The organism is Emergencia timonensis (assembly GCF_900086585.1).
GTDB classification, from domain to species: domain Bacteria; phylum Bacillota; class Clostridia; order Peptostreptococcales; family Anaerovoracaceae; genus Senimuribacter; species Senimuribacter timonensis.
In genome coordinates this window covers 2075607-2096654 of sequence record NZ_FLKM01000009.1, presented here as the reverse complement: position 1 = coordinate 2096654, position 21048 = coordinate 2075607, and the positions used below count along the sequence as shown (strand labels likewise).

Sequence of the window (21048 nt, the reverse complement as noted above, 5' to 3'; positions counted from 1 at the left end):
CCTCCATTTTATATGTTGTCTGGCTGCCTTCTTCCTCGTTTAGAAAACATATGGTCACCTGATTTTTGCTTTTCCACGATACTCAAACTTTTTTCTATTAATTTTACCTTTTTATTATAAATGTCCTCCTTACATGCTGACAATATTCATATTGGTAAGGTGTGCAAATAGGTTTACGCTTTTCATGCTGACAAAATAAGTTCATCATGATATAATCTGACTGATAGGAGACGAGCTATGAAACCACAAGAAACAAAATTTTCGTTTGTATATAACGAAATTAAACAGAGCATTTTGGATGGGCAGATACCTCATGGAAATGCCTTGCCATCCTCAAGGATGTATTGCGAACAATTCCATGTAAGCAGATATACGATTAACCGCGTTTTTGACGCTTTGAGGGAGGAAGGATTGATTGATATTCAGCCTCGCCTTGCACCGATTGTTGTTTCAACAAAAGATATTTGTAATTCCTCAAACACAGTTTTTGAGATTTTGAAACGAAAAGAAGGGATCTTACAGGTATATCAAACTTTTGCTCTAATACTTCCTTCCCTTTTGGTTTTTGCATTGCAGGGGTGTGATGTGGAGGTACTGCCTCACTATAAACAGGCTGTGAAAGCATTGCGTTTAGGACCTGCCGCTGGTGGATGGCGTCCTCCCTCTAAATTAGGATATGATATATTGAGAATAGGTGGTAATTCCCTATTCAGCGAACTCTATTCTACGTTCGGCCTTTATAATAAACTTACATTCTTTACAGAAGAGTGCCCCTATTTCTCTAAGCATTCTTTACAGGAAGCTGTATCTGTAGCAAATGTCATTCCAGATATTTTAAAAGGCGATGATCCACTCATAAAGTACAAACTGCTCTCAAATATGTATCAGAAACTTACGGATTTCATTGAGAATACGATAAATTACCTGTCAGAGATCACCCCAAAATGTCCCTCACAAACTGGTTTGAAGTTTTCGTGGAATCCCATGCGTGGTCAGGATTATTGTTATTCAAAGATTGTTGATGACCTGAATCTAAAAATCGGTCTTGGAGAGTATTCTGTTGGAATGTTTCTTCCATATGAGAAGCAATTGGCCAGCCAATATGATGTCTCTATATCCACGGTCAGAAAGGCTTTGTCAGAACTCGAACAAAGAGGTTTCGTAAAGACATTAAACGGTAAAGGCACTATCGTTATAGAACCCGATAGTACGAAACTTCATCAGTTGGCTCTTAATTCCGGATATGTAGAAAAATCACTGCGTTACCTTCACGCTCTGCAGCTAATGGTGCTAATTATTCGCCCGGCCGCTTTAGCTGCAGCCCCACAGTTTACTAGTGAAGAACTGGACGAGTTGGCAGATAGATTTACTTCTTCTGACTCTGTTTATTTGGCAGATATTTTGGAAGCCATAATGAAACATACCACGCTAGAACCTTTATATGTTATCTTATCTGAAACCAATCATCTTCTTGAATGGGGGCACCATTTTGCTTATTATCAGTCCAAAAAACATACACTTTCACATCTCAACAAGCAAGTCATTCTTGCACTTCAGCAGTTAAGGGAAGGTAATGCAGATTCCTTTGCGGATGGCATAGCAGATTGTTACCGTTACAATTTGAGTCGTATGAAGAAGCATATGGTAGAAAAATATAAGTTTCGTAATGTAGCTTATATTCGGGTTCCAGAGAAGTACTAGTCAGCAAGTAATGGAAAGGGATATCCTTTTGTCTGTTTTCTTTTCGTTCTCTCTGCCAAAAGGCTACCCCTTTCCGCTTGTTGTGGCCGCAGCCCATCGCTTCCTCCACAGTGAAGTAGATGAGCACTCGGGTTTGTCCTCCAGCCAGCTGCTGCACCATGTTTTCGTCCCTTTTCGTACATGTTGCCTTAAACCCTTGTCTGTTTAGCCGTCTGCCGTATTATTGACCGGTTTCTTTTTTTATTACGCCGGCTGAATTATATAGTCTTGCCTTTACTCCAATATATTTTCTGCCAACATAAGATCCTGTTCAAAGCCTGTATTCTCTTTCACATCTTGATCACTGCAAAAAATAAAAGGACACCCGAATACAGTGAAAGATCGGGTGTCCATACACACACATGTCCTCGTTATCTATAACTAGGAGGACACTACTATTATATCAACGGATTCAATATACAGCACTACTCCAATTTTTGGTATGTAAAAGGTGAATATATTTGCAAAATTCTGAACTTAGTGTAGAATTGTTGGCAAGAAAATATTTCAATAGCAGACAAAGAAAATGGAGGATGATGATGGCAGTTACAGTGAACGATATTCTGCACATAAACAAATTAGCGGACGCAGTAGTAGCAGCGGGCAGCAGAGGGCTGAATAAGACAGTGCGCAGAATTGCAACAATTGAAAAACCTTTTCTCGATCATCCAGACTACTGTTATGAAGTGGTCAGGCCGGGAGATCTTTACGTGTCGAAACTCTATGTGTTCCAGGGGCATAAGGAAAAGCTGTATGAGGAAATTGAGTTTATGCGCAGGACGAAGGGCAGCGGGCTGATTACACATAAAGAGGTACTTCCTTTTCTTGATGAGGAAGTTCTGCGCAGAGCTGACCTTTATCACATACCGATCATCGCAATCGATGATGACTATGGTTTTACTGCGCTGAATTACAGCATTATCGACCTTATTTTGAAAGACGAGATTGCGCAGGTTCACGTCGCAAATCTTCAGCGGATTCTCAGCAGTAATCTGAGCGAAGAGATCATTCGCAAGCATATTTTGGATATCATCCCTGATCTGGCAGAAAACATGCAGGCGGTTTACCTTTCGACAGAAGAAGTGATATCACGTAATATTTTCAAAATCGATCAAAGCGACCTTTTGCTGCCGCTCTTTAGCGGACTTCTCTATGTCGCCTCATCCGACGACAAAGCTGCAATTGACAGAAAGAAAAAAGGGTTTATTGCCAAAGTGAAACACTCCTTTGTCTCTTATCATGTAGGCATCAGCCGCTGCCACACCAATCTGGAATGTGTAAAGACGGCAATTCTGGAGAGCATCTATGCAGAGGCCTTCGGCAGATTTTCAGAAAAACCTATTTGTGGTTATGATGATTTGGGGACTTTCGCATTGCTCTTAGAGATGAAAAACGATCCTTTACTGGAATTATTCTGGCGTAGATTTTATGAACCGATTTTGCAGTATGATGGCGAAAACAAGCTGGACCTGGTTCGGGTTTTGGAACTTTTTATTGTATCTGGCGGTGATTACGCCGCCGTGTGCCAGAAGTTATTCATCCACGAGACCACGGTACGGTATCGGATGAATAAAATTCACGATCTCCTAAAGTACAAAAATGCTAATGAATTTTATGCAGACGCACGGACTGCAGTCTACAGCAATTGGATTTTGCACGATGCGATATTGCAAAAACTGAAGGCAGCATAAGCTGATTAAAAAAAATCACCGATTGAACGCAAGCCGGTGATTTTTTTAATTTCTAATTTTTCTAATTTTACATGTGGAATTTAGAATATTTTAGAAATCAGTCGGTGCTAAAATAATCTCAATAGAAAAACTGGAAAGGAGTAAACTGATGAGAACGAAAAAAATGTGGGAACTGACCTGGCCGGAGGTGCAGGAAGCTGTGGAAGGCGGTTTTGGCATCATGATTCCTGTGGGGGCTGTGGAGCAGCACGGATATCATCTGCCGCTGGCTACAGATTTCCTGATCCCGACAGAACTATGCCTTGCTATCGCCGAAAAAACTGATATGCTGGTGGCACCGCCAGTGGCTTACGGAACCAATTCCAGACCGCAGAGCGGGGGCGGACAGGGCTTCGTCGGTACGACATCGATTGGAGGAATCACCTTCATCCACCAGGTAGAGGAGCTGATCAGGGAGTTTATCCGACACGGTTTCAAGAAGGTCGTCTTGTTTAATTGGCATATGGAAAATTCCAACTTTCTCTACGAGGCGGCTTTCAGAGCGACGGAACGTGGTACGCGCAGTGACATCAAAGTATTGATTATGGAGACGCCCTTTGACAGCTTTGACGAGGAAACCATGGAATTTCTCTATCCCGACGGATTTCCAGGCTGGGGCGTAGAACACGCCGCCATGTTCGAGACGGCCATTTTGCTGCACATTGCACCGGAACTGGTGATGATGGACAGAGCCGTAGACGATGGACCAAAGCAATGCACCTTCTACGATGTACTGCCAATAGAAGACAGATTCACCACAAAGAGCGGCAGCCTCTGGAAAGCCACTTTGGCGACGAAGGAAAAAGGAGAGCGAATCTGGAAGGAACTGCTGAAAACGTTAATCCCCATCGTAAGAGATGAATGCAAGTAAGATTGGAGGGAACATCATGCCAGGAGGATTTACAATCGTTATTTTTACTGCTCCCCTCTGGGGCGGTTTTCTAATTGCGCTGCTGAACTTTTTGAAAAGATAGGAGGTTCTTATGGCTACAAGAATTATCGTATTGATCTTATACTTTGCCGTCTTGCTTGGCATCGGTGTGTACACCTCAAAGAAGGCGAAGTCTTATTCTGAATATAACCTGGCGGCAAGAAGCAACAATAAGTGGATCGCCGGGATTTCGACCCAGTCCTCATCGACTAGCGGATGGATGCTTCTGGCTATGCCGGGACTGGCATTTACCTACGGCTTTGGCGTCGTCTGGACCTTGATCGGCTGGATGGGCGGCTCTCTGTTCAACTGGATTATTTTGGCAAAACGGCTGCGTATCGCTACGGAGACCTATGATACGGTCTCGGTGGTCGAGTATTTTGAAAAGCGGACAGGAGACAAAAAGGGCATCGTCGGACTGATTTCAGGACTATCTATCGTCGTTTTGATGATCATCAATTCATCGGGGGAACTGATCGGCTGCGGCAAACTGATACAGGCGGCATTCGGCGTGGACTTTACCATTGCAGTCACCGTGGGGCTTGTCATCGTGGCATTCTACACCTTTCTCGGCGGCTACATGGCGGTGAGCTGGAGCAATCTGATCCAGGGTTCCCTGATGTTCATCGCCCTGCTGCTGGTGCCTCTCTATGCCATTTTCAGTTATGGCGGTTTTGGTGAAATTGCGCAAAATGTAGTGCAGCAGGATCCGCAGTTGTTTCAATTTTTATCTGGCAAAACGGATATCGTAGAGATCATTGTCTTGGTTTCTGGCGGATTAGGCATCGGCTTCATGTATCCGGGCATGGTTCACGCACTGACCGGACTCATGGCAATCAGGGATCCGGAAGAAATCAAAGATTCCGCATTGATTGCCACAATCTGGGGCTGTGCAGCGCTGGGCGGCGCATCCATGATCGGTCTTGCAGGCAGAGCGATCATCCCGGATATCGAAGATCCGGAACAGGTTTTCCTGGTTCTATCGGAAAAGTATTTTAACAACGCGATCTTTGCGCTGATGGCTGCGGCAGTCATGGCAGCGATTCTGTCCTCCGTCTGCGCTTATCTGATCGTAGCGACAGCGTCCCTTGGCGGCAGCGTCATAAAGCGGTATATGCACATAGAAGACGACCGCAAAGTGGTCAAAATAGAAAAAATCGCTATGATCGCCATCGCTCTGCTGGCTTATTATCTGGCCTTTAACGGCGGCAGCGTGCACACCATCGCCATGTTTGCGGCTTCCGGCCTGGGCGCTTCCTTCGGCCCGACAGTAATCGCAAGCCTCTATGGGAACAAAATCAATTATAAGGGCGCTGTAGCCAGTATCTTTGTCGGCATGATTGTCGTCATCATCTGGTTTTATTCAGGACTGTCAAATTATCTGTTTGAGGTATTCCCAGGTTGGATTGCCAGCACCATCGCTTTGTTCGTCGTCAGCAAAATGACTGGCGGACCTGATGCAGAGATTACCCGTGGATTCGAAAATTATCAAAGGCTGATACGAAAAGAAAAAACAAACTAAACGCTTTTTTTACCAAAAAAGTGGTACAATATAGATATCAGACTTGGAAAGGAACTTGATATCAATATGAACGAAAAAAGCTTATGGGAAATTTACGAAGAGAAACAACTGCAAGAGATGGAGACGGTAACAGAGCGCTATAAAGGCTGCATCGACATCGGCAAAACAGAGCGTGAATGTGTGCGGCTCTCCATCAAGATGGCGGAAGAAGCCGGGTACAGGCACCTGAAAGATTTTGCCGCAGAGGGCAAAAGGCTGAACCCTGGCGACAAAGTCTACGCGGTCTACAATGAGAAGACGCTGGCCCTTTACCATATTGGAGAAGAACCTCTGGAACATGGCATGAATATTCTGGGTGCGCATATCGATTCCCCGCGTATCGACATCAAGCAGAATCCGCTTTACGAAAAAGATGGTCTTGCCTATCTGGATACCCACTATTACGGCGGCATCAAAAAGTATCAGTGGGTGACTATTCCTCTGGCCATTCACGGCGTCATCGTCAAGAAGGACGGAAGCAGAGAAGTGGTCAACATCGGAGAGGACGACAAGGATCCGGTATTCACCATTACAGATATCTTGGTTCATCTGTCAAAGAAACAGATGGAAAAGAAGGCGGGGGTCGTTATTGAAGGCGAGAACCTGGACCTGCTCATCGGCAGTGTTCCCCTTGCGGACGAGGAAAAAGACGCTGTCAAGGCCAATATGCTGAAGCTGCTGGAAGAGAAGTATCATATGACAGAGGATGATTTTCTGTCGGCGGAACTGGAGATCGTGCCCGTAGGGAAGGCGCGGGATCTGGGGTTTGACCGCAGCATGATTCTCGCCTATGGGCAGGACGACCGCATCTGCGCTTTCACCTCTTTGATGGCGATTTTGGAAATGGAAGCGACGCCAAAGAGAACCTCCTGCTGCATCTTGGTGGACAAAGAGGAAATCGGCAGCTACGGCGCCAGCGGCATGCAGTCCCGTTTCTTTGAGAACGCCACCGCGGAAGTCCTCCAGCTCTGCGGCTACACTTCGGATATTTCCCTGCGCCGCTGTCTGCAGGACTCCAAGATGTTGTCCTCCGATGTCAGTGCAGCCTATGATCCGCTCTACGCAGATGTTTTCGAGAAGAAGAACTCTGCCTTTTTCGGCAAGGGCCTGGTGTTCAACAAGTACACCGGTTCAGGTGGAAAGGGAAGCTCCAGCGACGCCAATGCGGAATATATGGCTCAGATTCGAAAGGTCATGGACGACGCAGGCGTCATGTTCCAGACGGCAGAGCTGGGCAAAGTCGATGCCGGCGGCGGCGGAACGATCGCCTGGATCATGGCAAATTACGGCATGGAAGTCATCGACAGCGGTCTGGCTATTTTGTGTATGCACGCACCGATGGAGGTGTCCAGCAAAGCGGATATCTATGAAGCCGTGCGAGGTTATAAAGCATTTTTAAAAAACATGAAATAAAGTCTGAATCTTTACCAGGTATATAAGGTGGCAAATCGCCTCAAACTATGTTTGTAATTTAAAAATAGGGAGGCAGAATTATGACATCAAAAGAATTATTATACGTGACAGACGCACTAGGCCATGAACAATTTTTTCAGACCAAGTGTCAGGAAGCTGCTAATCAATTGCAGGACGCAGAACTAAAGGCTTGTGTACAGCAGATGGCGCAAAAGCATCAGCAGATTTTTCAAAATTTTTATGGCTTACTTTAATAGCATGAGGAGGAATTTAAAATGAATGACAAGAATGTAATGGAAGATATCCTTTTGCTGGAAAAGGGCGTTTGTGACTTATTCATGCATGGAACAATCGAATCTTCGACAGCAAATGTGCACCAGGCTTTTAACGGTGCCTTAAACGAAGCATTATGCATGCAGGATAACATCTACAGCACAATGGCAGCAAAGGGCTGGTACCCAACTGAGCAGGTCGAACAGCAAAAAATCGATGCAGCAAAGATGAAATTTAGCACGCAACAATAAATTACAAGATGAAAAGACGCAGGCCGATGGACATCCAACGGCCTGCATTTTTTTATTTATAAGCCTCGTACATTTTCTGGAATGCAGGCAAGCTTCTTTTGATCATCGCGTTGGATACACAGTAGGAAAGACGCATGTATCCCGGACAGTCAAAGCCTTCGCCTGGTACCACTAACAGGTTGTGGTCTTCTTTAGCCTTCTGGCAGAATGCCATGCCGTCTCCGTTAGGAACCTCAACGAATAGGTAGAAGGCGCCGTCAGGTTTTGCACATTTGTAGCCCATCTTTGTCAGCTCATCATAGAGCAGCGTACGGTTCTCATCATATGCTTTCAGGTCAGGCATTTCGCCGACACAGCGTTCAATTACCATCTGCATCAAAGTAGGTGCGCAGACGTGGCCGTTAGCACGGGCAGCGCCGGACACGCCGTCATAGATTTCTTTTGCATGGTCACACTGATCAGGGACACAGACATAGCCGATACGTTCGCCAGGCAGTGACAGGCTCTTTGACCAGGAATAGCAGACAATCGTATTCTTGTAAACGGTTGGGATAAAAGTGACCTTTACGTCCCCATACACCAGTTCACGATAAGGTTCGTCAGCGATGATATAAATTGGGTGTCCATATTCTTCACCCTTCTTTGTAAGGATATCTGCAAGGGCTTTCAGCGTCTCTTCTGTGTAGACGACACCAGACGGGTTGTTTGGAGAGTTGATGATGATCGCCTGAGTATTCTCTGTGATCAAAGATTCTACCTTCGTCAGGTCAATCTGGAACTGTTCCTTGTCTGCAGGCACGACTACTAAATTGCCGCCGTTCTTGGTGATGAATGGACGATATTCAGGGAAGAATGGAGCGACTACCATGATTTCTGAGTTTTCGTCAGCCAGCAGCGCTTTGATTGCGGAAATCAGAGCAGGTGCGGCACCGCAAGTGATATACAGGTTAGAAGCTTTGATATCTGTACCGTAACGATCGTTCAAGTTCTTTGCAATCGCTTCTCTTGTGCTGTCAAAACCGCCTGCCATAGAATATCCGTGAATTGCAATGGAATCAGTGTCTGATAAAATATCTTTGATCGACTGATTTACTTTCGCTGGCGCCGGAATGCTTGGGTTTCCCAGCGTATAGTCGAAAACGTTTTCTGCCCCTACCACTTTTGCCTGCTGAAGGCCATAAGCAAAGAGTTCACGGATGATGGAAGGCTGACTGCCCAGTTCGTACATAGTTTGATTATACATAATAAATTCCTCCTAAAAACTTTTCATTATGTGTGACTGATAATGTTCAGAATATACTTTAATTTTACTACAATCTGTTGACTTATGAAAGAGACTTTATTATTATACATGTATAACAGATTTTAATAGATAGGGTGAATATAATGGATGTTAATAAAGTGAAGGTGCTGATACAGGCAGTAGAGAACGGCAGTCTCCTTGCAACTGCAACAAAGCTGGGATATACACAAGCGGGATTGTCCCACATGATGAAATCTTTAGAAAGCGAGCTTGGGATTACGCTTTTGCAGAGAGGCAAGTTTGGCATCAAACTGACGGATGAAGGCAAGAGACTGATGCCGCTATTTAAAGAACTGGCGGTAATTGACAAGAAGCTGGAGACGGAAGTAGAGCTGATCTTAGAGCAAAAAGCCTCTATCATCAGAGTGGCGGCCATTGCCAGCGTCATCAGAACATGGCTGCCCGATGTCATGGTATCCTTCCAACGGAAGTATCCGGAGATATCTTTTGAAATACAGGAAAGCGACGGCAAGATGTATCAGTGGCTCGACCAAGGGACCATTGACGTCTGTATTACGAGCAATATGATCTTGCGGGACGATTTCATTCCGCTGGTGCGAGATGAATTTTTCGCCTGTCTGCCGAAAGAATATCCCTTAGAAGCGGGCGCGAAGTTTCCCCTGCGTCAAATTGAAGAGGAACCCTTCATCTGTTCCACCTGCGGAAACGACTATGATGTGGAACGTCTGCTTTCTGATTATGACATACAGCCGAAGAAACAGAATACTTACGTCGATGATAACAGCGTCATTTCTATGGTATCAAGAGGTTTCGGCATCAGCCTGCTGCCAAATCTGGTGCTGCGGAATAACCACGAGGACATCAAAATTGCGGAATTAGATCTGCCTTGCTATAGAATGATCGGCTTACTCTATGGGAAATCTGCAAACCCCTCCCCGGCAGTGAAAAAATTCGTCACTTTTCTGAAAAAGTGGCAGTTTGAAATTTAAATGAATCGAGAGGTGAAGAATTCGAAGCGATCTACTGTGGGAATTACGATAAAGCTCCTGGTATTGAGCGGGAGGAATACCAAAAAGTTTGGAACAGATCAAGAGAATAATTCTTGACAATAAATGAATGAACGTTTATTATACATTTAAGAGGTGTATATATGAGACGGAGAGATGATGAAAAAGAGAGGCGGATTAAAGACGCTGTCATAGAACTGATGCTGGAAGAAGGCTTTCATGGCACTTCCATTTCAAAGATTGCCAGAAAGGCAGAAGTGTCTCCGGCAACCGTGTATATTTATTATGAAAGCAAGGAGGATATGCTGCAAAATATCTATCTGGAATATTCAGAAGAGGTGTACGACTATCTATTGGCAAGGGTCCGGCCCAATATGGACGGCTCTCAGCTAGTCGAAACATTGATTCGTGAGTTTTACGCCTATATGGTAAACCATCAGGAGGCTTTTAGTTTTGTAGAACAATTCTCAGGCTGTCCGGCGTTGTCCAATCAATGCACTGGCAAAAAAGGCATCTGCCATATTTTCGAGCTGCTTTCCAGCCTCAAAGAAGCGCACATTGTCAAGCCCTACAGCGATGAGATTCTATCTGCTCTGATTTTTTCACCAGTGAAAACGATCGCGGCGGATAACCATAAGAGCAGAAGGGAACAAGAAGCGCTGCTGGAGGAAATGATACAAATCGTGCAGGAGGCCATTTTGATTTAGGATGGTCTGTAGAAGTTTTAATTACATGTAAGCCACTGAAGCGGGACACAAATGAGAAAATTCAGTATCCCGCTTTTTTAGAAGTATAGTTAAACGAACATTCATTTAAGGGGGTATTTTCCGATGGAAGATAGAAAAGAATTGAAGCGGGCAATTGCAGTTCCCGTATTTAACACCGTGTTATTGCCTGGCGTCACGACCGTAATTCGTTTGGGCGAGCACGACAATCTGCTGCTGAAAAAACTGGCAAGTGAGGAAGTCGCCGTCGCTTTGCCGTTTAAACAGCCTTTGGGCAACCAGGAATTGAGCATCAGCGATTTCTGCAATCTGGGCGTGTCTTTTTTGACAAAGCGGGTAGAGAGCGGAGAAAAGGGGGATTTCTTAGAAGTAAAAATTCTGGATCGCATCTGCGTAGAATCTCTTTTGAAAGAAAAGGAAGGATTTTTGGTTGATTACCACATTGATCCGGAGTCGGACGATTTGGATGATAAGAGCAAGGAAGAAATGCTCAGCTATTTCCGCAGGACCGTTTCTGAAATTTGTGAGAATCTGCAAAACGGAGACGACTACCGCAAAGTGGTGGGCGGCATTCAGGATATCAATACCATGATTACATACCTGAGTCAGTTCATGCCTTTATCAGCGGAAGAGCGCTATGAACTCCTCAAGACTGACTCCCTAAAGGAACGGTGCCTGCGTTTTATGGATTATCTGCTGAAACAGAAAGAATCTATCGAACTGAGCATTCAGATCAATGAGAAGTTTTCCAGAAAAGCGAACCGTATCTATCGCGAACAAGTGCTGCGCGAACAGCTGAAGGCAATTCAGGAGGAACTGAATGAAGGGGAAACGGTAAATGCAAAGAAAAATGATGATTACCGCAACAAAATTGAAGCTGCGGTTATGCCGCAGGAAGTAGAAGAAGCGGCTTTGAACGAATTGAACAGACTGGAATCCCTTGGACAGGGCAGTGCAGAAGAAAATGTCATTCGCAGCTATCTGGACTTTTTGACGCAGATGCCGTGGAAAAAAGAAGAGGCTTTGCCGATCGATTTGACAGAGGCAAAAGAGATTCTCAATCGACAGCATTATGGTTTAGAAAAGGTCAAGGAACGCATCCTGCAGCATCTGGCTGTGATGCAGCTGAAAAAAGACAAAAAGGGATCCATTTTGCTGTTGGTAGGTCCTCCGGGAACTGGAAAGACCAGTTTGGGAAAAAGTATTGCGCAGGCACTGGAACGACAGTATGTCCGTCTGAGTCTGGGAGGCATCCGCGATGAAGCGGAGATCCGCGGTCATAGGAGAACTTACGTCGGCGCCATGGCAGGTAATATTTTAAAAAGTATAAAAAAGGCGGGTACCACCAATCCGGTCATGGTACTGGACGAAGTAGACAAATTGATGACCGGCGGTTTCAGCGGCGACCCGGCCAGCGCTTTGCTGGAAGTCCTGGATCCTGAACAGAACAACACTTTTACCGATCATTATTTGGACCTGCCTTATGATTTATCAGACGTATTCTTCATCGCCACGGCAAATACCCTGGAATCCATTCCGGAGCCGCTGCTTGACAGAATGGAAACCATAGAGATTTCAGGTTATACTGCAGAAGAAAAGTTTCATATTGCAAAAGATCATCTTTTCCCTGCCGTTTTAGAAGATCACGGTTTAACGAGAGAGCAGCTGATTATTGAAGAGACGACAGTACGGAAAATGATCGAGGACTATACCCGGGAGGCAGGCGTTCGCGGCCTGAAAAAACAACTGGAGGCCATTGCCAGAGCAGTCTCTGAAAAAATTGTTCTGAAAGAAACAGAGCTTCCTTATGAAGTCAAAGAAGCGGATTTGGAGGAAATGTTAGGGCATCAGATCGCTCGTCACGACAGGGCACAGCAGGAAAATCCTCCGGGAGTAGTAACCGGGTTGGCCTGGACTCCGGCAGGCGGCGAGATTCTCTTTATCGAGGCAACCGATATGCCAGGCAGCGGTCAGGTCACTCTGACTGGTAAATTGGGAGACGTGATGAAGGAATCGGCGATGATATCCCTCAGCCTTCTCAAGTCGAGACTCCCGCTTAATTCAATTAACTTTAAAGAACGGGATCTTCATATTCACGTGCCTTCCGGCGCCGTACCGAAGGATGGACCGTCAGCGGGAATTGCCTTGTTTACAGCTCTCGCTTCACTATTCACTGGCAAACGGGTGAATCCGCAGCTGGCTATGACAGGAGAAATTACCTTGAGAGGCGCAGTGCTTCCTATTGGAGGCTTAAAAGAAAAGATGTTAGGCGCCCAGAGAGCAGGTATCACAAAAGTACTAATTCCGAGAGATAATGTCAGCGATCTGAAGGACTTACCACCAGAGATCAGGGAGCAGATGACGGTCGTTGCGGTGGATACGATAGAGGACGTCCTGCATGAGACCATCGGTATCACACTTGCGCCCATAGAACACATATTTCTGAATGAGCAGGCGAAGCCGCAGAATGTGCTGAACCTATGAGATTCCGAAAACAATTCAATTGATAAACATAATAAATGAACATATAATGATAGGTAGAAATGGAGGTCTGAAATATGAAAGTTTTAATGATCAACGGAAGTCCCCACAAGAAGGGATGTACATTTACCGCGCTGAGCGAGATTGCAGATACACTGACAAAGGAAGGGATAGAGAGTGAAATCCTACACCTCGGCACGGATCCTATCCGGGATTGCATCGCCTGCGGCAAATGTTCTGAGCTGGGAGGCAAATGCGTATTTGACGACGACATGGTGAATGAAATCATCACTAAGGCAGAGCAGGCCGATGCATTTATCTTCGGCAGCCCGGTCTATTACGCACATCCAAGCGGCAGAATTCTGTCTGCTCTGGACCGTGTTTTCTATGCAGGATCAAAGGCCTTTGCCTTCAAGCCGGCGGCATCAATCGTCTCGGCCAGAAGAGGGGGGACTACGGCTTCTGTTGACGTACTGAACAAGTATTTTACGATTAATCAGATGCCAGTGGTCGCATCTACCTATTGGAATATGGTTCACGGAAATAAACCAGAGGAAGTGAAGCAGGATTTGGAAGGTTTGCAGACGATGAGAAATATCGCCTCGAATATGGCCTGGCTGCTTCGCTGTATTGAAGCTGGTCGGGAGAAAGGCATTACAACGCCTGAAAACCAAAAGGTACAAACAAGTTTTATTAGATAACCTGACAGGAAGAATAAGATGAAAAGAGAAATGCTAAGCCTAAATTTATGGCTTAGCATTTTTTTGATTCACAGAAAATCGCGTTCTTACAAATTTTCTATGAACAAAAAAGCGGGGTGCGCAGAGAAAAATTGGAATTTTGGACTACTTAAAGACAATTTTTAAAATGCTTTTGGTACTTTATTTGTCAATATATTTTGAGTATTATAAAAACTAATACTATATAACTGATATTTATAATAGTTACGTATTTGCTTGCGGCATGACAGCCGGTACAGTATCCATAAAAACATGAAGGGATACGAAAAAGTTATTACTTTATTGCGATAAATCGTTAAAGAAAGGTAGGAAACATATGAAAACAAAGAAATTTCTCGCATTATTAATTGTTGTGGTTCTTCTGTTCACAGTCACAGGCTGTGGAGGCAGCAACGAGGGCGGCGGAGAAGCAAAGGATTCTCTGACAATCGGTATTGATTCTGATGCTGTGGCATTGGACCCGCTTCGCGTGAATGATACCTTGACCATGTCAATCTTATCAAATGTATATGAACCGCTGGTTCGCATGAACAACGATTCTGAAATTGTTCCCGCACTGGCAACCAAGTGGGAGACTTCGGACGATGGTTTGGAGTACACTTTTACTCTGCGAACAGACGCAACCTTCCACAATGGAGATCCTATCACAGCGGAGGATGTAAAGTATTCGCTGGAGGCTGCAGTGGAGTCCTCCTATACCGGTCCTTATATGAATTTCATCGAGAAGGTAGAAGCAGTTGATGAAAAAACAGTGAAGGTCACGCTGCAATATGCCTATGCGCCATTTTTGGCATTGTGTACCACCTATTCGCAGGTAGTAAAGGAGGAATTTTACAAGGATGGAGAGGTCGATATGGCAAAGAACCCGATCGGTTCCGGTCCTTATAAATTCAAGAAATGGGCGCAGGGCGACAAGATCGAATTTGAAGCATATGACGGCTATTATCAGGGCGCGCCTGCAATAAAGAATCTGACCTACAGTATCATCCCTAATTCCAGCACGGCGGCACTGGCTTTAGAAAGCGGAGAAATCGACATGTCCCTCAATGTAGCGACTGCAGATATTAAAGCCATGAAAGATAAAAAGGGAATCACTTTATTAGAGGACCCATCTTCGGCGTTTTATTTCATCGGCATGAACACGAATGTGGACAAGCTCAGCGACGTACGAGTGCGCCAGGCGATTTCGAAAAGTATTAACAAGCAGAACTTAATCGACGGCGCGTTAGACGGTTACGGTGTGCCGACCAATACCTTTATTGCTGAGGGCGTTTTAGGCTATGATCCTGATTTTGATCCTCTGCCGTATGACGTAGAGGAAGCGAAGAAATTAATGAAAGAAGCCGGGTACCCGGATGGATTCAAATTATCGATCAGCATTCCAGAAAACCGCAGCAAACATGCGCAGATCATTCAGTCCGATTTGTCTAAAATCGGCATTGAACTGACGATTGATATCATCGAGACCGGGAAGTTCTGGGATGACTTGGAAAATTTGGACTACGAAATGATGATAATGGGTTGGTCTTATATGGTCATGGATCCAGATGTCGGTTATTATTCCTTGTACAAAAAGGATGATATGGCAGGCAACTATACAGGATTTGGAAACAAAGAAACAGATGGCTTACTGGCAGCAGGACGTACAGAAACAGATCAGAAAAAGAGAGCGGAAATCTACGCTGAATTAGAAAAGATCGTACAGACTGCGGCGCCTTACGTTCCTCTATACTGGAGAGTAGACGCAGTTGCACATAATGAAAACCTGACTGGCGTTAAAATCCCTCCATGCGGCCTCTACTATGTCTACGACTATGCATGGAAGTAAACGAAATCTATGCAGTCAGCTTAACTTTTACTAATGGAGTGACAGTATGTATAAATATATATTAAAAAGAATCGGGTTGATGATACCTGTACTGATAGGTATTTCGATTATCATCTTCACCATTATCTCACTGACGCCGGGCAATCCCGCCCGGCTTATTTTGGGAGAGCGTGCTACCCAGGAGGCCATTAACCAGCTCAATGACGAGTTGGGATACAATGACCCCCTTCCGGTAAAATATGTGAACTATATGATCGACCTTTTTCAGGGAGATATGGGGACCTCCTACCGAACGGGCGGCAGCGTCATCAGTGAAATCGGTGAAAGATTTCCGGTCACATTATTGCTGGCAGTTTTGGATATATTCCTGACTGCCGTCATATCAATCCCCTTAGGAGTTTACATCGCAATTAAGAAAAATTCCATTGCGGACAACGTCCTTACGATTGTGGCATTGATCTTTACAGCGATGCCATCTTTCTGGCTGGGCATGCTGCTGATGCTGGTATTTGCAGTGGGGCTCAATATACTTCCTGCAACCGGCTCGGACTCTTTTGCCTGTTTCATTCTCCCGGCATTTACAGTCGCGCTGCTTTCAGTTGCCCAGATTATGAGAATGACTCGTTCCAGCATGCTGGAAACACTGCGGTCGGACTACATGAGGACGGCAAGAGCGAAGGGCGTCAAGGAAAATAAGATTATCTGGAAACATGCAATCAGAAATGCATTGCTGCCGGTGGTTACTACCATGGGCGTCAACTTTGGATGGGCGCTGGGCGGATCAGTCATTACAGAAACTGTATTCGGTATGTCTGGCGTAGGTACACTGACACTGTTGTCAGTTCGTTCTAAGGACGTGCCATTAGTAATGGGATGCGTACTATTTATGTCCTTATTATTCAGTCTAATCACACTGGTGGTCGACATCTCCTATGCGTATATCGACCCGAGAATCAAAGCGCAGTATGGATTCAAGAGTAAATCCCGCAAATCAAAGCGAAAGGAGATTCGTCATGTTCAATCGCAAAGCTAGAAACCTGGAACTGGCGCTGGAAGTGCAGGAAAGCCGCGGCTTCTGGCAGGACGTGGGTCATCGTTTTATCAGAAACAACAAGACGATAATCGGACTGCTGCTTTTAGGAATTATCGTGCTGATGTGTATTTACGGCATGCTCTTCCTGGATTATAAAACAGAAGTGGTCAATATGAATATCCCCAACAAATTGCAGACGCCTTCTGCGGCCCATCCTTTTGGCACGGATGATCTTGGCCGCGATATCTTCAATCGTATTGTGTACGGCGCCAGATATTCTCTTTTCATCGGTTTTTCCGCCACGATCATCAGCTTATCCGTGGGAAGTCTCCTCGGGTGTATCGCAGGCTATTTCGGCGGCAAAATAGATGGGGTTATCATGCGTATAACCGATGTATTCATTGCAATTCCATCTACCCTGATGGCTATCGCAGTCGTGTCCGCTTTGGGACCTAATTTTGCCAACCTGATCATTGCCATCGCCATAGGAGATATTCCCGGTTATGCGAGAATCATTCGTTCTTCAGTTCTGTCTATCAGGGATAATGAATTCGTCGAAGCCTCCATTGCAGTGGGCGGCAGTCACGCCCATGTCATGGCGCAGCATATTTTCCCCAATACTCTGGCCGCTTTAATTGTGCAGGCCACTTTGGGAGTCGGTTATGTGATTATTGCCGCGTCTGGCCTCAGCTATCTCGGTCTTGGTGTCATGCCGCCTGCTCCGGAATGGGGCGCAATGCTCAGCGAAGCGCAGGCTCAGATTCGTTATTTCCCTCATCAAGTGATCTTTCCGGGTCTGGCCATCGTAATAACCGTGCTGGCCTTAAATTTACTGGGTGACGCGCTTCGTGACGCCATAGACCCGACCTTGAAAGACTAAGGAGGACATACATATGGAAGACAACAAAAAAGATATTCTCCTGCAAGTTGAGGATTTATACGTACAGTATGATACCAGTGAAGGGACTTCTTATGCGGTGAACGGGATATCCTTTCAGATCAGAAAAGGAGAAACCTTTGGACTGGTAGGAGAAACAGGCGCTGGTAAGACGACGACTGCCTTAGCAATTCTAAAGCTTTTGCCCAAGAAGGTGGGCAACATCAGCAGAGGAAAAATTGAGTTCGAAGGAAAAAATCTAACTGCATATTCGGAAGATGAGATGAGGGATATTCGGGGAAGTCATATCAGTATGATTTTCCAAGATCCGATGACATCACTAAATCCAGTATTGACAGTAGGGGATCAGATTGCAGAAGCTATCGAAACGCACCACCTGGATCTTTCGGCAGATGAAGTAGAGGACAGAGTGGACAGTGTGTTGCAGTTAGTAGGGATTCCGGCCTCCAGAAAATATGAATATCCTCATCAGTTCTCTGGCGGCATGAAGCAGCGTGTCGTGATCGCCATGGCGCTGGTATGTGATCCGATGCTTCTTCTGGCTGATGAACCGACGACTGCCCTGGACGTCACTGTTCAAAATCAGGTGTTAGATATGATGGGAAAACTGAAAGAAGAGTTAAACACGTCTATGATTATGATCACCCACGACCTGGGAATCGTATGCCAGATGTGTGACAGCGTGGCGATCATGTACGCTGGTGAAATCATTGAAATAGGTTCTGTCTTTGATATCTTTGATTTTGACAAGCCTCATCATCCTTATACAAAGGGGCTGTTTGGCTCCTTGCCGAGTTTGCAGGGGAATTCCAAGCGCCTGAAGCCGGTTGACGGTCTGATGCCCGACCCGATGGATCTGCCTGCCGGATGCAAATTTCATCCTAGATGCACCCACTGCACAGCACAGTGTAAGACAGAATTACCATCGGTATTTACAGAGGGAACCCACTCGATCAGATGTCATCTCTACGACAAAACAAAGGCAGGTGAGCTATAATTATGGGAACACCACTGATTCAGACAAAGGATTTGAAGAAGTACTTTAAAACAGGTACAGGAATGCTCCACGCAGTGGATAATGTAAATCTCAGCATTGAGAAAGGCCAGACCTTGGGCGTTGTAGGAGAATCTGGCTGCGGAAAAAGCACGTTGGGAAGGACCATTTTACGGCTTCTTCCTGCTACAGGAGGAAGTGTTTTCTTCGACGGCAAAGACGTTCAAAAACTGGGAACCTCAGAGATGAAGAGAATGCGCTCCGAAATGCAGATTATCTTTCAGGACCCTTATGCCAGCTTAAATCCCAGGCTATCTGTCAGCCAGATTATTGAAGAACCGCTAAAGGTAAATCATATCTATAAAAATAAAGAAGAAAAGGACCGGAAAATTCTGGAGCTGATGGATACTGTTGGTCTTGCCAGAAGACTTGCAAACAGTTATCCTCATGAACTGGACGGCGGCCGCCGTCAGCGTATCGGCGTAGCCAGAGCCTTGGCGCTGAATCCCAGCTTTATCGTCTGCGATGAGCCGGTATCCGCCTTAGATGTGTCGATTCAGGCACAAGTGTTGAACCTGATGATGGACTTGCAGGATTCCATGGGACTCACTTATATGTTCATCACCCATGATCTTTCCGTAGTAAGGCACATTTCTACCCATATAGCGGTCATGTATCTGGGTCAGGTAGTCGAATATGCACCGTCCCATCAACTCTTTGACGATCCGAAACATCCTTATACAAAGGCGCTGCTCAGTGCGATTCCGATTCCGGATCTTGCTTATCGAAACAAAAAGCGCGAATTGATCAAAGGAGAAATCACAAGTCCTATCGATCCGAAACCAGGCTGCCGGTTTGCAGCGCGTTGTCCCCATGCCGGTGAAAAATGCACACAGAAGGACTTAAGGCTAACAGATATAGGGCCTGAACACCAGGTTGCCTGCGTCATGTATGAGAATGAATGAAAAAAGGAATGAATAAAGAGATGATTATAAAGAATGGCCAAATATTTATAGAACAGCGAGGGACCTTTGAAGCCCTGGACATCAGAATAGAATCTGAGAAAATCGTCGAAATCGGAAAAAATCTGCAGGGCGGAGAAGTCTTAGATGCAAAAGGTTGTTTTATAACACCAGGGCTCATTGAAGCGCATTCTCATATCGGAATGTATGAAGAGGGTATCCAGTGGGAAGGGGATGACATCTGTGAAAACGAACCGGTAACGCCGGAAATGCGTGCCATCGATGCCTTTTATCCCGGCGACAGTGCGTTTTTGGAAAGTTTGACTGGCGGTGTTACGACGATGTGCACCGGTTTCGGCAGCGGCGGCGTCGTAGCTGGAACCGCGGTGATCGTGGAAAATAACGGCGCTTTAGTCGCTGACGATATGGTTTTGGTCGCCGACGCAGGGATGAAATGCGCCCTTGGGGAAAATCCCAGAGACTTTGGACGCAAAGGCAAACAGCCGAATACCAGGGCGTCTGTCGCTTTTTTACTCCGCCAATGTCTGCAAGACGCAGTTGACTATAAGGCGGAAAAAGAAGCAGCGGCAAGAAAAGGCGACCACTTTAAAAAAAATCTGGGAATGGAAGCGATGATGGACGTCATTGAAGGGCGGATGCCCATTAAGGCCCATTGTCACCGCTCCGACGACATCTGCACGGTCATCAGAATCTGCAAAGAATTTGGCGTAAACGCAACACTGGATCACTGTACCGACGGTCATCTGATTGCGGATCATATAAAAAAATCAGGATATCCTGCCATTGTGGGTCCGACCTTTGGTTCCAAATCCAAATATGAGCTGCGCAATAAGTCTTTTGATACGGCAGCGGTTTTGGTCAAGGCAGGTGTAAAAGTTGCCATTACGACGGATCACAACGTAACGCCTCAGGAGTCACTAAACTGGTTAGCCGCTATGTATCTGAGAAACGGACTTTCAGAAGCCGATGCAATTCGCTGCATTACCTGCAATCCAGCAGATATATTGGGGATTGCTGATAGAAAGGGAAGACTGCAGACGGGTCTTGACGGCGATGTGGTGATTTGGGACCGGCATCCGCTGGATATACAGGCGAAGCCTGGTCTCGTTTATGTCAGAGGCAAAGAGGTCTATAGAGACGTTTCAGTCGCTCCTATGATTGTTACGCCATGATATTCTGTCCGGCGAAATGCAAAT

18 protein-coding genes are annotated in these 21048 nt (G+C 45.6%); 17 read left to right on the top strand and 1 reads right to left on the bottom strand.

All coding sequences use genetic code 11. The annotated features are described in order from the left end of the window. Positions 1-237: 237 nt before the first annotated feature. The 7 genes from BN6539_RS20790 to BN6539_RS20765 all read left to right on the top strand — a co-directional run bounded on the left by BN6539_RS20790 (position 238) and on the right by BN6539_RS20765 (position 7899). A complete protein-coding gene (locus BN6539_RS20790) occupies positions 238-1701 on the top strand; it encodes a GntR family transcriptional regulator (protein ID WP_067542807.1) in 1464 nt (487 codons plus the stop codon). Between the two features lie 578 nt (positions 1702-2279). Then, the gene (locus BN6539_RS20785; RefSeq protein ID WP_067542804.1) at positions 2280-3431 is read left to right on the top strand and encodes a PucR family transcriptional regulator; all 1152 of its coding nucleotides are present in this window, start codon (positions 2280-2282) and stop codon (positions 3429-3431) included. A gap of 148 nt (positions 3432-3579) precedes the next feature. Continuing rightward, complete coding sequence (locus BN6539_RS20780; protein WP_067542801.1) at positions 3580-4341, top strand: creatininase; 762 nt, start codon at positions 3580-3582, stop codon at positions 4339-4341. A 112-nt stretch (positions 4342-4453) separates the two neighbouring features. Next, the gene (locus tag BN6539_RS20775; protein ID WP_067542798.1) at positions 4454-5923 is read left to right on the top strand and encodes a sodium/proline symporter; all 1470 of its coding nucleotides are present in this window, start codon (positions 4454-4456) and stop codon (positions 5921-5923) included. Between the two features lie 66 nt (positions 5924-5989). Further along, a complete protein-coding gene (locus BN6539_RS20770; protein WP_067542795.1) occupies positions 5990-7375 on the top strand; it encodes an aminopeptidase in 1386 nt (461 codons plus the stop codon). A gap of 80 nt (positions 7376-7455) precedes the next feature. Beyond that, positions 7456-7629, top strand: a complete 174-nt coding sequence (locus BN6539_RS22670) for a hypothetical protein (protein ID WP_182435529.1) — start codon at positions 7456-7458, stop codon at positions 7627-7629. Positions 7630-7650: 21 nt separating this feature from the next. Further along, a complete protein-coding gene (locus BN6539_RS20765) occupies positions 7651-7899 on the top strand; it encodes a spore coat protein (protein ID WP_067542792.1) in 249 nt (82 codons plus the stop codon). A gap of 52 nt (positions 7900-7951) precedes the next feature. On the opposite strand, the gene BN6539_RS20760 is transcribed toward BN6539_RS20765, so the two are convergent. Continuing rightward, complete coding sequence (locus tag BN6539_RS20760) at positions 7952-9142, bottom strand: pyridoxal phosphate-dependent aminotransferase (protein WP_067542789.1); 1191 nt, start codon at positions 9140-9142, stop codon at positions 7952-7954. Between the two features lie 143 nt (positions 9143-9285). Between BN6539_RS20760 and BN6539_RS20755 the strand changes: the two genes are divergently transcribed. The 10 genes from BN6539_RS20755 to BN6539_RS20710 all read left to right on the top strand — a co-directional run bounded on the left by BN6539_RS20755 (position 9286) and on the right by BN6539_RS20710 (position 21024). Continuing rightward, positions 9286-10152, top strand: coding sequence for a LysR family transcriptional regulator (locus BN6539_RS20755; protein ID WP_067542786.1), 867 nt, complete (start codon positions 9286-9288; stop codon positions 10150-10152). A gap of 161 nt (positions 10153-10313) precedes the next feature. Then, a complete protein-coding gene (locus tag BN6539_RS20750; protein WP_067542783.1) occupies positions 10314-10877 on the top strand; it encodes a TetR/AcrR family transcriptional regulator in 564 nt (187 codons plus the stop codon). Between the two features lie 123 nt (positions 10878-11000). Then, positions 11001-13379 (top strand): endopeptidase La, encoded by a 2379-nt coding sequence (gene lon, locus BN6539_RS20745; RefSeq protein WP_067542779.1) that lies wholly within the window; start codon positions 11001-11003, stop codon positions 13377-13379. A 74-nt stretch (positions 13380-13453) separates the two neighbouring features. Next, positions 13454-14077 (top strand): flavodoxin family protein, encoded by a 624-nt coding sequence (locus tag BN6539_RS20740; RefSeq protein WP_067542776.1) that lies wholly within the window; start codon positions 13454-13456, stop codon positions 14075-14077. 355 nt (positions 14078-14432) lie between these two features. Then, on the top strand, positions 14433-15944 hold the full coding sequence (locus tag BN6539_RS20735) for an ABC transporter substrate-binding protein (protein WP_067542773.1): 1512 nt from the start codon (positions 14433-14435) through the stop codon (positions 15942-15944). 46 nt (positions 15945-15990) lie between these two features. After that, complete coding sequence (locus BN6539_RS20730) at positions 15991-16977, top strand: ABC transporter permease (protein WP_067542770.1); 987 nt, start codon at positions 15991-15993, stop codon at positions 16975-16977. Continuing rightward, on the top strand, positions 16958-17857 hold the full coding sequence (locus tag BN6539_RS20725) for an ABC transporter permease (RefSeq protein WP_067542767.1): 900 nt from the start codon (positions 16958-16960) through the stop codon (positions 17855-17857). The genes BN6539_RS20730 and BN6539_RS20725 overlap by 20 nt, the downstream gene beginning before the upstream one ends. A 13-nt stretch (positions 17858-17870) precedes the next feature. Continuing rightward, positions 17871-18872 carry an ABC transporter ATP-binding protein gene (locus tag BN6539_RS20720; protein ID WP_067542764.1) on the top strand — a complete coding sequence of 334 codons (1002 nt, stop codon included), beginning with the start codon at positions 17871-17873 and terminating at the stop codon, positions 18870-18872. A 2-nt stretch (positions 18873-18874) separates the two neighbouring features. Then, the gene (locus BN6539_RS20715) at positions 18875-19834 is read left to right on the top strand and encodes an ABC transporter ATP-binding protein (RefSeq protein ID WP_067542761.1); all 960 of its coding nucleotides are present in this window, start codon (positions 18875-18877) and stop codon (positions 19832-19834) included. Then, the gene (locus BN6539_RS20710; RefSeq protein WP_242869442.1) at positions 19831-21024 is read left to right on the top strand and encodes an amidohydrolase; all 1194 of its coding nucleotides are present in this window, start codon (positions 19831-19833) and stop codon (positions 21022-21024) included. The genes BN6539_RS20715 and BN6539_RS20710 overlap by 4 nt, the downstream gene beginning before the upstream one ends. The last annotated feature ends 24 nt before the right edge of the window (positions 21025-21048 follow it).